Below are 12,520 nucleotides of genomic sequence, written 5' to 3' on the forward strand. Positions count from 1 at the left end.
CCTAGACCGGGGTGGGGCCGGTCGAGGCGCGGACGCGCAGCGACGGCTCGCGGACGACCCGGCGCCGCCGCGGCTTGCCGTCGATGACGTCCACGACGAGCCGGACGGCGGAGTGCACGATGCCGTCGATGTCCCAGTCGACGGTGGTGAGCGGCGGCGTGAGCAGCGCCGACATCGGATGGTTGTCGTACCCGCAGACGGCGACGTCGGCGGGCACGCCGAGGCCGAGCTCGCGGGTGGCGGCGTAGACGCCGTAGGCGATGGAGTCGGCGAAGCAGAACACCGCGGACGGACGGTCGGGCCCGCCGAGCACGCGCGTGGCGACCTCGGTGGCGGCGGCGAGCGACTGCGGCACGACCACGACGTCGACGCGCAGCCCGAGCCGCTCGGCCTCGGCGTTGACGTGCACGTCGGCCGGACGGTCGGGCGTGCTCGCCCCGGTCGGGGTGAACACGGTGACGCGCTGGTGGCCGAGGTCGCGCAGATGCTCCAGCGCGAGCGTGACGCCGCGCCGGTTGTCGAACACGACCTCGCCCTGGGCTTGGCCGCCGTGCAGCGCGTCGCCGATGGAGACGACCGGGATCGCGGCGGCGAGCTCCGACCAGAGCGCGGCGGACGGGTCGAGCGGCTGGACGATCAGGCCGTCCACCCGCTGGTCGCGCAGCCGCCGGGCGAGGGCCAGCTCGCGCTCGGGGTCGCCGCCCGCGTCGACGATCAGGGCGTAGCGGTCGCGGGCCAGCAGCGCCCGGCCGATGCCGACGGCGAGGGACTGCTGCCAGTAGTCCTCAAGGGAGCCGCAGAGCAGTCCGACCTGGTCGGTGCGCCCGCTGGCCAGCGCGCGGGCGATCGGGTGCGCCTCGTAGCCGAGCTCCTCGGCCGCGGCCCGGACCCGCTCCTGGGTCTCCTCCGACGTCTGGATGCCGCGCAGCGCATATGACACGGCGGCGGGCGACAGCCCCGTCGCCTGCGCCACTTCCCGGATGGTCGCGCGTTTGCGCTTCTCCGACATCCCCCCAACCCTAGACGGCACCGCTGACAATCCGCCGGACCCATCTTGACGCCGACATTCTCAACCGCTTCACTGAAACGGTTAACTGATGCGGTTCAGTGATGCGGTTCAGTAGCCGTGTCCAGCCGGTTCTCCCTTCGCGCGGACGGAGGGGCCGAATCACCGGGGGCCGCACCCGGCCGAATCCGCGAGAGCGAAACGCCCGAGAGGAGCGCACCGTGTCGTCCGAGGTCCTGTCCCGTCCCGCCGGTTTCGAGCGCCTGCCCGGCCGCCCGCTCGACGAGCGCGAACTGCGCGCGCTCGTCGACCAGCTGGCGGAGCGGCCGGAGCTGTGGCGGCAGCACGTCGCGTTCCCGGACGGACGCCGCCACTACGCGTCCCTCCACCGCGACGAGCACGTGGACGTCTGGCTCCTCTGCTGGACGCCCGCGAACGACACCGGATGGCACGACCACGACGTCTCGTCCGGCGCCGTCCGCGTCGTCGCCGGGGCGATCGAGGAGAACAACCCGCGCATCGGCGGCGAGCCCGTCCGGACGGTGGTCACCGAAGGGAGATCGTTCTCCTTCGGCCCGGACCACATCCACCGGCTCACCGGAGTGGACGACTCGTCCGTCTCCATCCACGCCTACTCGCCGCCGCTGAACCGGCTCGGCCAGTACTCCATCGACGAGTCGGGCGTGATGCGCCGCATGACGGTCGACTACACCGAGGAGCTGCGCCCGCCGGGCGAGGAGTCCTGACCGGTCCGAGGCAGGGCGCGGGCCGCCGGAGCCGGAACCTCCGGTGGGCCCGACCGGGGGCGACGAGCCCACCGGAGGCGGCGCCCGGCCGAAGCCCGCTCACGTCGGCCGGACGCCCACACTTCCTTCAGCGCACCCGGCCCGGAACGTGTCACACCCTCGCGTTCACCTGCCCCGCGCCCGCGTCGGCCGGAGCGCGGAGCCGAGGCTCACCGCCGCCGCTGACCTGGGCGTCGCCATTGCCAGGCTGGGCGTCACCGCTGTTTGGTTGGGCATCGCCGGTGTTGAGCTGGGCGTCTCCCTTTTCGCTCTGGCGGGTCAGCCTGGCGAACGGCTCGGACGTCCGCATCGGCTCAAGCGATGCGCGCAGCCGCGTCCGCATCCAGGCCGCCCCCGGACGCTCCACCAGCCGGTGCACCGCGTAGGCCGCCGCGAGGGACGCGCCGACCGCCACGCCCAGCGCCGCCCACCGGTTGAGCCCGGGATAGATCGCGTCCAGCAGCGGAAGCGCGAGCTGCGAATGGACGAGGTACAGCGGATACGTCAGCGCCCCGAGGACGGTGAGCCCCGGCCACCGCACCCAGCCCAGCCGTCCGGTCGCGACGAGGATCATCACGGCGAAGACGGCGGTGATGACGGCGCTGACCACGACCTTGTCCGCGCCGTGGAAGGCGTTCGCCGCGCGCCAGGCGCCCCAGCGCAGCGCCAGCAGGTACGACACGGCGACGTATCCCCACAGCAGCAGCGTCGGCCCGAACCGGTGGATCATGAAGAGGGCCATGCCCGCGATGAAGTACGCGCTCCACGTCGGCACCAGGACGACCTGGAGGAGCTTGTTCCCCGCCTCATCCGCGTAGAGGCCGCCGAACAGCCAGGCCGCCATGAAGATGAGGCAGGAGCGGTACGTGATGCCGATGCCCGCGAGGACGGCCATCAGGACGTAGAAGTGGAGCTCGACCCAGAGCGTCCAGTAGACGGCGTCGAGGTTCTTCACCCCGAGACCGCCTTGCAGCATCGTCAGGTTCGGGACGACCACCCCGGACACGCCGTTCCCCTGCTCGAACACCGCGTAGACGAACGCGCCCAGCAGCACGCTCACCCAGTACGCGGGCATCAGCCGGACGAGCCGCGACACCCCGAACTCCCCCGGCCCGCGTCCCCACGCGCTCATCAGGATCACGAAGCCGCTGATGACGAAGAACAGGTCGACGCCCAGGTAGCCGAACCGGGTGACGTCCGCGATCTCGGGGAACACCTTGCGCGCCGCCGACGGCCACGGCCCCGGACCGCCGAACCCGGTGAAGTGGTACAGCACCACGGCGAGCGCGGCGGCGAAGCGCAGCAGGTCGAGTTCGCGCAGCCGTCCCGCACGCGGGGTTTCCGGTCGAGTCACCGCGGAACCCTCTCGGCGTGAGGTTTCCCCGCGAGAGCCGCGAAGTGAACGGGGGGTGTAGGAGAAGCCGCGATTCCCCGTACGCATCCGCCCGTACCGCCACGACACCGAGCGACTCGCCCCCCGCCGCGCTCCGGATCAGTAAGATGCCCGTGACCCTCCGAGACCTCCGCGGTCCTCGACGATTAGGTGGTCCCTCGATGACATCTCGCCGCGCCCGCCGCGGCGCGGCGATCCTCGCGCTGTGCCTGGGCCTGGTGGCGGCCGCGTCCGCGACCGGCTGCTCCGCGTTCGGCGGGCAGGTCCACCGGTCGGCCGCGGCGGACGGCCCGGGACGCGCCGCCGCGCCCGAGCCGCGCCGGAGCCCGTCCGTGGTGATGTTCCTCGGGGACAGCTACACGGTCGGCGACCGGGGCGTCGGGCCGGAGACGACGTACGCGTCGGCGACCGGGCGGCTGCTCGGCTGGCAGGTCGTCGTGGGCGGGCGCGGCGGCACCGGGTTCGTCGCGCGGGGCGGCGGACCGCACTCCTTCCTCGGGCACTTCGAGAACCAGCTCGGCTGGCGGCCCGCGCCGGACATGCTGATCGTGTCCGGCGGCCACAACGACTGGCGGTACCCGGCGCCGCAGGTCGCGGCGGCGGCGCACCTGCTGCTCGAACGCGCCCGGCAGCGCTGGCCCGGCACCCACATCCTGCTCGTCGGACCGCTGTGGGGGAACGACACCCCGCCGCCGGGCGCGGTCGCCGTCCAGGGCGCGCTGAAGAACCTCGCCGGGCAGCTCGGCATCCCGTTCGTCGACCCGATCGGCGAGCGGTGGATCACCGGCGACCGGCCGGCCGGCACCGGCAACGCCGCGCAGTTCATCAAGCGCGACCGCACCCATCCGAACGAGGCGGGCCACCGGTACCTGGCGACCCGCCTCGCCGCCGACCTCAAGCGGCTGGGGCTCGACCACCCCGTCCGGAAGGACTGAGTCCCGGCTAAGCCCCGGCTAGGCTCCCGCCGGGCGGGCGAGGCTGAGGGAGAAGTCGCCCGCCGCGTCCGTCCAGAACTCGGCGAGCCGCAGCCCGGCCGCGTCGAGCTCCGCCTCCAGCCGCTCCCGCCGGAACTTGGCGGAGACCTCGGTGCGCATCTCCTCTCCCGCCGCGAACGACACCGCGAGGTCCAGCCCGCGGACGCGCACGTCCTGGTCGCGGACGGACCGCAGCCGCATCTCGATCCACTCCTGGTCCTCGTCCCAGACGGCGACGTGCTCGAAGGCGTCCGGGTCGAAGTCGGCGTCCAGCTCCCGGTTGATGACCCGCAGGACGTTCCGGTTGAACTCCGCGGTGACCCCGGCCTCGTCGTCGTAGGCGCGGACGAGCCGCCCCGTGTCCTTGACGAGGTCGGCGCCGAGCAGGAGGAAGTCGCCGTCGCCCATGGTGGCGCGCAGGCCGCCGAGGAACCCGACGCGGTCGGCGGGCGGCATGTTGCCGATCGTCCCGCCGAGGAACGCGATCAGCCGCCGCTCGCCGCCGGGCAGCAGGTGCAGGTGCTGCTCGTAGTCGGCGACGACGGTCCGGACGGTGAGGCCCGGATGGTCGGCCGCGATCCCGGCGGCGGCCTCCTCCAGGAACTCGCCGCTCACGTCCACCGGGACGTAGCCGCGCAGCGTCCCGGACAGCGCGTCGAGCAGCAGCCGGGTCTTCTCGCCCGACCCGGCGCCGAGCTCCACGAGGGTGCGGGCCCCGGTCGCCGCGGCGATCGCGGGCGCCCGCGCGGCGAGGATCTCCCGCTCCCGGCGGGTCGGGTAGTACTCCTCCAGCTTCGTGATCTTCTCGAAGAGCTCGCTGCCGCGCTCGTCGTAGAACCACTTGGGCGGCAGGGTCTTCGGCGTCCCCGCCAACCCCTCGCGGACGTCGCGGCGGAGCGTCTTGGCGAGGTCGTCGGCGGTCAGGAACCGGTCCACGTGGTTCTCCTTCAAGGCGGGTTCAGGACTTCGGAGCGGGTCGGCTTCGGAGAGCCGGCCGGTTTCAGAGCGGGTCGGTTTCAGAGCGGGGCGATGGAGACGCCGGACGCGAGCGCGGCCGTGACGAGCGAGCGGTCGGGCACGAGCCGCCATTCCGGGCCGTCGTCCAGCGGCTCGGACGCGATCCGGATCTCGCCGCCGCCCTCCCGGACGAACAGCGAGTCGCCCCACGTCGTGGCCGCCAGGGACGTCCCGTCGGAGGCGAGCAGGTTGTAGCGGCCGGGCGCGAGCGCGGCGACGGCGGCGACCACCGCCGCCAGGCCGTCGCCGAGCGCACGCCCCTCCCGCCAGTGCCGGACGGCGAGCGCGAACAGCGGCGCGGAGTCGACCGGGGCGCGCGCGTCCGGCACCCCGGCCACGTCCCCGGCCAGCTCGCGGAGCTTGGCCTCGACGCCGTCGTAGCCCTCGATCTTCCCGTTGTGGCTGAACAGCCACGTCCCGGCGCGGAACGGCTGGGCGCACGACTCGTCCACCGGGAAGCCGACAGTCGCCGACCGGATCGCCGCGACCGCGCACGACGCGCGTACGGCGCCCGCCACCTCGCGGAACGACTGATCCGTCCAGAGCGGCTGGGCCCGGCGGAACCGGACGGGACGTCCGTCCTGGTACCAGCCGACCCCGAACCCGTCCGCGTTGAGCAGGTTCCCCTGCGTCATGCGCGGCGCGTACGCCTGCGTCTCCAGGGAGTGCTCGCCGTCGAAGACGAGCGACTCCAGCGTCCGGCCGGGCCCGAGGTAGCCGATGTGGCGGCACATTCAGCGGCCCTCCCCGTCCGCGGAGCGCGCACACCGGAAGCCCGCGAAGATCTGCCTCCTGATGGGGAAATCCCAGTTTCGGAACGACCCGCGGACGGCGAGCGGGTGCGTCGCCCACGAGCCGCCGCGCAGCACCTTGTACTCGGGACCGAAGAAGACCTCCGAATACTCCCGGTAAGGGAACGACCGGAACCCCGGGTAGCCGTGGAAGTCGGACGACGTCCACTCCCACACGTCCCCGATCATCCGCCGCACCCCGTACGCCGACGCGCCCGCCGGGTACGAGCCCGCCTCGGCGGGGCGGAGCCTTCGCTGCCCGAGGTTGGCGCGCCCCTCCTCGTAGACGTCGCCCCACGGGTACGTGCGGGACCGCTGGACGGCCGGGTCCCAGCGGGCGGCCTTCTCCCACTCCGCCTCGGTCGGCAGCCGCTTGCCCGCCCACCGGGCGTAGGCGTCCGCCTCGTACCAGCACACGTGCTGGACGGGCTCGCCCGGCGGGACGATCTCCGTCCTGCCGAACCGGCGCCGCAGCCACTGCCTGCCTTCCCGCGACCAGAACGCGGGGGCGCGTTTGCCGCTCGCGTTGCGCCATTCCCACCCGGCCGGGTGCCACCAGCGCGGGTCGGCGTATCCGCCGGATTCGACGAAGGCGATGTAGGCGGCGTTGGTCACCGGTTCCACGTCGATGTAGTACGCGGGAAGGTCGACCATGTGCGCCGGACGTTCGTTGTCGTACGCCCACGGGTCGTCCGAAGTGCCCATCTGGAAAGGGCCCGCTTCGATCAGAACCTCGTCCGCTCCGGATATCTCGGCGACCTTTTCCAGGTTTTCGGCCAAGGGGTCGAGGAGGGCGGGGACGCCCTTGCGGAGTTGGTGGGTGGCGAGCATGGTCTCGTCGTGCATGTGCTCGTGCTGCACGACCATCCGGTACACGAAACCGTCCGCGGTGAGGGGATCGGGCGTGTCGAACCGCACCGACGCGAGCGAGTCGAGCACCTTGGCCCGGACGGTCGCGATGTACGAGCGCGCCTCCGCCGGCGACAGCAGCGGCAGCGACGGCCGCTCGGCGCGCGGATGCTCGAACGCGTCGTACAGGTCGTCGATCTCGGGGCGCATCGCCTCCACGCCCGCGGCCTCGCGCAGCAGCCACAGCTCCTCGTAGTTGCCGACGTGCGCGAGGTCCCACACGAGCGGCGACATCAGCGGCGACACCTGCGCGGTCAGGTCGTGCTCGGCGAGGACGTCGGTGGTGAGGCCGAAGCTCCGGTCCCGCACCGCGCCGAGCTCGGCGGCGATCAGCTCCTTCAGGTCGTCCTCGGCGCGGGGGCCGTGGAAGCTCGTCGCGGTCATGTCGGGTCCTCCTCCTCGGTCGGGGTGGACGGGGTCGGCGTGGACACGGGCGTGGAGAGGGGCGTGGACACCGGCGGGGCCGGCGACGGCGCGGACGGGACGTCGTCGGCGGGGCTGCGTCCCCGCTCGACGTACCGGCGGGCGTACTCGTCCACCAGCGGGACGAGCCCGGACGCGCCGAGCCGCGGCAGCGCGTCGACCGCCGCGGCGAAGCAGGCCCGCGCGGCGACCGCGAGGCACGGCTCGGACAGCCCCTGCCGGGCGGCCTCCGCCCAGCGGTGCGCGACCGGCTCGGTCGCGGCCTCGGCGATCCGCGCGGCGGCCGGGTCGTCCAGCAGCGCGGTCGCCACGGCCACCGGAACCGGCCAGTACCGGGCGGGCAGCGCGTCGATCATCCGCAGCTCCAGCCAGCCCCGTGGCCGGACGGGCGGGAACAGCGTGGTGAGGTGATAGGTCAGGTCCTTCTCGTCGGGCTCGCCCTTGGCGAGCCACTCCAGGAACGACATGCCCGGGTCGGAGACCCACTCGCCGGTCGCGGTGTGGACGAGCATGACCCGGGCGTCGAGCGCGTACCGCGTCCACGCCTCGGCGGGGTCGCCGTCGTCGCCGTCCCGCAGGACGGGCAGCGTGCGGCACGGGTCGAGCTCGGTCCAGATGCCCTGCCTGGACGAGCGCAACCCGGTCCGCCGCCCGGCGCGCAGCGGCGAGTTCGCGAACGCGGCGACGAGCATCGGACCGAGCGCGTGCGCGCGCCGCCAGCGCCGGACGGCGTCCTTGCCGTCGGCGCCGATGTCCAGGTTGACCTGGACGGACGCCGTCGAGCACATCATCGCGAGGCCCGCGTCCGTGAACCCGCTGGCGAGGAAGTAGTCGCGCATGCACGCGTAGCGCGGATGCTCGGCCTGGAACACCGGCCGCCGGACGGGGTCGACGCCGTGCCCGGCGAGCGCGAGCCCGTCCGGCGCGAGCGCGTCCCGCACGTGCGCGATGTCCCGGCCGAGGGCCGCGTGCAGCGCGTCCAGCCCGGCGAACGGCGCGGAGCTGAGCTCGATCTGGCCGCCCGGCTCGTAGGTCACCCGGCTCCCGCCGGTCGGCGGACCGGCGTCCGCGACCAGTGACCGGACCCGGTCGCCGGACACGTACGCGGTCGGATCGGACGTGTCGACAACGAGCCATTCGGTCTCGGCGCCGACCGTCCCGGGCGGTCCTGTCTTGAAGCAGACCCCGCGAATGTGCTGGTAGACGTCGTCTACGGTGAGCCTTGTCACGATCACCCCCGCGAAACCCGATAGCGGGTTCGAGTCCTTCCCTGCTGAACCGGATCAGGAATCCGGTAAATTTCATGAACTTTCGTAAATCTCCGTGAACGTGACCGTCCGCTGCCGAAACGATCACCATCCGTACTATTCGACGTTTCGCCCAATCGCGGACTTCTCAGACATCAACCGGAGGCGCTAGAGTCCCGTCGTCCGGCGGTATGCACCATTTGTGAGGAGGGCCACATGGGCGTGGAGATGAGCTCGCTGTACGACGCCCATGCCGACCGCCTGTACGCCTACTGCTGGTCGCTGCTCGGCGACCGGGACGCCCCCGCGGCCGTCGGCGACGCCTTCGCGGCCGCCGTCCACCACCCGCCGCGCGGCGACCGCGTCCTCTGGCTGTACTCGCTGGCCCGGTCCGCGTGCGCCGAGCGCGGCGCGTTCACCGGCCCGGCCGGGCGCGCGGCGGGACGGCGGGAGGAGCCCCTGTTCGCGGCCTCGGACCCGCTGCTGCGCGCCGCCGCCGGACTGCGCTCCGACCACCGCGAGGTCCTGCTCCTGTGGGCGGGCGAATGGCTCGAACCGCACGACATCGCGCTCGTCCTCGGCATCGCGCCCGACACGGTCGCCCAGCTCCTCAACGCGGCCCGGACGCGGCTCGAACGGGCCGTCCTCGACTTCCTCATGCGCGGCACGACCGAGCCGCGCCTCGACCTCATCTCCGCGTTCGAGAAGGGGCGGCTGCCGCAGCTCCTCGCCCGCCGGGCGCCCTCCGGCGCGCCGCGCGAGCTGCGCCACCGCGTCCTCGCCGCGTGCGAGGCCGAGGCGAGCCGGCCGCTGCCGACCGTCGCCGCGCCGAGCCCGCTCATCGTGATCGGCTCCGAGCAGGGGCGGCCCGGCCGCTCCGGGCCCGACGCGCCGGCCGGTCCGCTGTCGAAGGGCCTCGGCGCCGCGGCGGGGCTCGCCGCGGCCGCGGCCGCCGTCGTCGGGCTGCTCGCGTCCTGGCCGACCTCCGGGAAGGGCGAGGGGGCCGCCTCGCTGGTGCCGACGGCGAGCACCGACCATACGAACCCGGCCTCGACGCGGACGAACGGCGTCCTGGAGAACCCGCGCCCGGGCCTCACCGGGACGGAGCGGGCCTCCGAGCACCCGCCCAAGAGCGTCGTGTTCGGCGATCCCCGGCAGGAGCGCGGGACGCCGCACAGGACGCCGTCGCCGGTCCCGTCCCCGTCCGACGACCCGTCCGGCTCCCCGTCGCCCGGCAAGGACCCGTCGCGCGCGCCGACCGACCCCGGCGACCCGTCGACGCCGCCGACCACGCCCCCGCCCAGCCCCGGCGACCCGTCGACCCCGCCCACGGGCGGGCCGACCGACCCGACGACGCCGCCGACCGGCGCCCCCACCGACCCGCCGGTGGAGGGGCCGGGGACGGGGGCGCCGAGCCCGACGTCCAACCCGACCCCGTCCCCCGAGACGAGCCAGGGCGGCTGACCGGCGGCCTCGTACGGCGCCTCACGCGGTGCCTCACGCGGCGGCGGCGCCGTCCACCGGGGTGCTCCCCCGCCGGACGAGCAGCGCCGCGAGGACCGCGACCACGGCGACCGCGCCGGCGACCGTCAGCGCGTTCTGGAAGCCGTCCATGAACGCGAGGTGGCTGCCGGTCGTGATGGCGTCGGCCGTCTTGGGCGACGACCCCGGCGGGACGGGCGCCACGCCCTGCGAGACGATCCCGCCCTGCCCGGCGACCTGCTCCGCCGTGGAACCGGGCACCCCGGCGTCGGTGAGGCGTCCGAACAGCACGTCCCCGACCTTGGTGGACAGCAGCACGCCCAGGACCGACGTGCCGAGCACGCCGCCGACCTGCGCGGCCGTCTGCTGGAGCCCGCCCGCGACGCCGGCGAGGTGCGCGGGCGCGTTGCCGACGATGGCCTCCGTGCCCGCGACGATCACCATCCCGAACGCCAGCCCGACGAGCACGAACCACGGCCAGAGCTGGACGTAGGGCGCGTCCACCCCGATCCGCGACAGGCCGAACATCGCGGTCGCGGTGAACCCCATCCCGAGGACGAGCGGCAGCCGCGGCCCGAACCGGCTGGTCAGCGCGCCCGCCAGCGGGGACGCGACGATGAACACGCCGGTCATCGGGAGCATCCGGACGCCCGCGTCGACCGGGCTCATGCCGTGCACCTGCTGCAGGTAGAGGGTGATGAAGAAGATCGTCCCGAACATGCCGAAGAAGCCGAGGACGATGAGCCCGGTCGCCGCCGACAGCGACACCGAGCGGAACAGCGCGAGCGGCAGCAGCGGACGCTCCACCCGCAGCTCGTTCACGACGAACGCGGCGAACAGGACGGCCGCCACGGCGAACGAGACGAGCGGGACGCCGTCCCCGAAGCCGTGCTCGCCCGCCTTGATCAGGCCCCAGACCAGCGCGAACAGCGCGCCGGTGAGCAGCGCGACGCCGGGCAGGTCGAACGAGCCCGCGGCGTCCTCGTCCTTGGACTCGCGGATCACCCAGAGGCCCACGAGCAGCGCGACGACGCCGAGCGGCGCGTTCAGGAAGAAGACCGACTCCCAGTTGACGTTCTCGACGAGGAGCCCGGCGACGATCGGGCCGCCGGCGATCGAGATGCCGACGGTGGAGCCCCAGATGCCGATGGCCGCGTTCAGCCGCTCGGCGGGGAAGGTGTTGCGCAGGATGGCGAGGCTGGCGGGCTGCAGGAGCGCCCCCGCGAACCCCTGCACGACGCGCCAGAAGATGACCATCCCGAGCCCGCCGGACAGCCCGATCAGCACCGAGGAGACGGCGAACCCGACCACGCCCGCGAGGAACGTCCGCTTCCGGCCGAAGCGGTCGGCGATCTTCCCGGCGGGGATCAGCGTGACGGCGAGCGCCAGCAGGTAGGCGTTGGTGACCCACTGGAGCCCGGACAGGCTCGCGCCGAGGTCGCGGGCGATCGCGGGGTTGGCGATGGACACGACGGTCGCGTCCAGGCCGACCATCATCACGCCGAGCGCGACGGCGACGAGCGTGAGCCAGGGGTGACCGTGGCCCCGCCTCGCCGGACGCCCGCGCGGCTGGTCGCGCGGCGGTGTGCGAACGGCGCCGGAGTCGATCCTCTCGGCGCCCTGGAACTGAGTCATGTGGGACCTCCGGTGTGGGCAGGGCCTCAAACTGTCATGCTCTGACACTTGGCGTCAACCGCCGAAAGTCGCGGCGAGACATGATTCATATCACGACATCGGTCAGTAGCTGACGCTTGGTTCGGGGTCCGCGGGTGGCTACACTTCGCACATGACCGCGACCGCCCCCGAGACCGGCGCAGCCTGTCCCGGTTCCCAGCCCCAGGGCCGGCGCGAGCGCAAGAAGCAGCGCACCCGCGAGGCCCTCGTCGACGCGGCGTTCGCCCTCTTCGCCGAGAAGGGGTTCGACGCCACCACCGTCGAGGAGATCGCCGACGCCGTCGACGTCTCGTCCCGCACGTTCTTCCGCTACTTCTCCTCGAAGGAGGACGTCGCGCTCACCTTCCAGGAGGAGCAGATGCGCGCCGTCTTCACGGCGCTGCGGGAGCGCCCGGCGGACGAGCCGATCATGACGGCGCTGCGCCGGACGGTCGTCGGCATCGCCCGCGCCTGCGAGCGCGGCGAGCTCGGCTTCGACACCGAGCGCTTCGAGTGCATGCTGACGATGACGAGCGACAGCCCGGCCATGATGGCGCGCAGCCTGGAGCACGCGCGCAAGAAGCAGGCCCTGATGACCGAGGTCATCGCCGAGCGGCTCGGCCTCGACCCGGCGACCGAGCTGCTGCCGCACATCATCGCCGCCGCCGCGACGTGCGGGTTCCAGGCGGCGGCCGACGCCGTCCGGCACCACCCGGACGCGTTCGGCTCGCTCTCGGAGACCATCGACCAGGCGTTCGCCGTCCTGGAGGACGGCCTCAACCGTCCGGCGCGCGGCCCGTCCTGACCCCGCCGACCTGCGGCGACCCCCGGTGTGGGACG

11 protein-coding genes are annotated in these 12,520 nt (G+C 73.5%); 4 read left to right on the plus strand and 7 right to left on the minus strand.

Features of this window, described 5'->3' with window-relative positions:
• Window position 1: 1 nt before the first annotated feature.
• Window positions 2–1,009 (minus strand): LacI family DNA-binding transcriptional regulator, encoded by a 1,008-nt coding sequence (locus FXF68_RS13915; RefSeq protein ID WP_148759437.1) that lies wholly within the window; start codon window positions 1,007–1,009, stop codon window positions 2–4.
• A 218-nt stretch (window positions 1,010–1,227) separates the two neighbouring features.
• Between FXF68_RS13915 and FXF68_RS13920 the strand changes: the two genes are divergently transcribed.
• Entirely contained in the window at window positions 1,228–1,752 is a 525-nt protein-coding gene (locus FXF68_RS13920) for a cysteine dioxygenase (protein WP_246178673.1), read from the plus strand.
• A gap of 151 nt (window positions 1,753–1,903) precedes the next feature.
• On the opposite strand, the gene FXF68_RS13925 is transcribed toward FXF68_RS13920, so the two are convergent.
• A complete protein-coding gene (locus FXF68_RS13925) occupies window positions 1,904–3,145 on the minus strand; it encodes an acyltransferase family protein (RefSeq protein ID WP_187437918.1) in 1,242 nt (413 codons plus the stop codon).
• A gap of 200 nt (window positions 3,146–3,345) precedes the next feature.
• Here FXF68_RS13925 and FXF68_RS13930 point away from each other — a divergent pair, with 200 nt between their 5' ends.
• Window positions 3,346–4,119, plus strand: coding sequence for an SGNH/GDSL hydrolase family protein (locus tag FXF68_RS13930; protein WP_148759440.1), 774 nt, complete (start codon window positions 3,346–3,348; stop codon window positions 4,117–4,119).
• An 18-nt stretch (window positions 4,120–4,137) separates the two neighbouring features.
• On the opposite strand, the gene egtD is transcribed toward FXF68_RS13930, so the two are convergent.
• The 4 genes from egtD to egtA all read right to left on the minus strand — a co-directional run bounded on the left by egtD (window position 4,138) and on the right by egtA (window position 8,527).
• Complete coding sequence (gene egtD, locus FXF68_RS13935; protein ID WP_246178674.1) at window positions 4,138–5,094, minus strand: L-histidine N(alpha)-methyltransferase; 957 nt, start codon at window positions 5,092–5,094, stop codon at window positions 4,138–4,140.
• Window positions 5,095–5,174: 80 nt separating this feature from the next.
• Window positions 5,175–5,909, minus strand: coding sequence for an ergothioneine biosynthesis protein EgtC (gene egtC, locus FXF68_RS13940; RefSeq protein WP_148759442.1), 735 nt, complete (start codon window positions 5,907–5,909; stop codon window positions 5,175–5,177).
• Entirely contained in the window at window positions 5,910–7,259 is a 1,350-nt protein-coding gene (gene egtB / locus FXF68_RS13945) for an ergothioneine biosynthesis protein EgtB (protein WP_148759443.1), read from the minus strand.
• Window positions 7,256–8,527 (minus strand): ergothioneine biosynthesis glutamate--cysteine ligase EgtA, encoded by a 1,272-nt coding sequence (gene egtA / locus FXF68_RS13950; protein WP_148759444.1) that lies wholly within the window; start codon window positions 8,525–8,527, stop codon window positions 7,256–7,258. Before egtA ends, egtB begins: the two co-directional genes overlap by 4 nt.
• Before the next feature lie 234 nt (window positions 8,528–8,761).
• On the opposite strand from egtA, the gene FXF68_RS13955 reads away from it, so the two are divergent.
• Entirely contained in the window at window positions 8,762–10,009 is a 1,248-nt protein-coding gene (locus FXF68_RS13955; protein WP_148759445.1) for an RNA polymerase sigma factor, read from the plus strand.
• A 33-nt stretch (window positions 10,010–10,042) separates the two neighbouring features.
• Here FXF68_RS13955 and FXF68_RS13960 read toward each other — a convergent pair whose 3' ends face one another.
• Window positions 10,043–11,662, minus strand: a complete 1,620-nt coding sequence (locus FXF68_RS13960) for an MFS transporter (protein WP_148759446.1) — start codon at window positions 11,660–11,662, stop codon at window positions 10,043–10,045.
• 151 nt (window positions 11,663–11,813) lie between these two features.
• Between FXF68_RS13960 and FXF68_RS13965 the strand changes: the two genes are divergently transcribed.
• Window positions 11,814–12,485: a TetR family transcriptional regulator gene (locus tag FXF68_RS13965; RefSeq protein WP_148759447.1), complete on the plus strand. Its 672-nt coding sequence runs from the start codon at window positions 11,814–11,816 to the stop codon at window positions 12,483–12,485.
• The last annotated feature ends 35 nt before the right edge of the window (window positions 12,486–12,520 follow it).

The organism is Actinomadura decatromicini (assembly GCF_008121305.1).
Classification (GTDB): Bacteria; Actinomycetota; Actinomycetes; order Streptosporangiales; family Streptosporangiaceae; genus Spirillospora; species Spirillospora syzygii.

Bases quoted from the DNA above. Each gene is read 5' to 3' on its own strand.
- FXF68_RS13915 (WP_148759437.1), bottom strand. From the start codon at position 1,009: ATGTCGGAGAAGCGCAAACGCGCGACCATCCGGGAAGTGGCGCAGGCG.
- FXF68_RS13930 (WP_148759440.1), top strand. From the start codon at position 3,346: ATGACATCTCGCCGCGCCCGCCGCGGCGCGGCGATCCTCGCGCTGTGC.
- egtC (WP_148759442.1), bottom strand. From the start codon at position 5,909: ATGTGCCGCCACATCGGCTACCTCGGGCCCGGCCGGACGCTGGAGTCG.
- egtB (WP_148759443.1), bottom strand. From the start codon at position 7,259: ATGACCGCGACGAGCTTCCACGGCCCCCGCGCCGAGGACGACCTGAAG.
- FXF68_RS13955 (WP_148759445.1), top strand. From the start codon at position 8,762: ATGGGCGTGGAGATGAGCTCGCTGTACGACGCCCATGCCGACCGCCTG.
- FXF68_RS13960 (WP_148759446.1), bottom strand. From the start codon at position 11,662: ATGACTCAGTTCCAGGGCGCCGAGAGGATCGACTCCGGCGCCGTTCGC.
- FXF68_RS13965 (WP_148759447.1), top strand. From the start codon at position 11,814: ATGACCGCGACCGCCCCCGAGACCGGCGCAGCCTGTCCCGGTTCCCAG.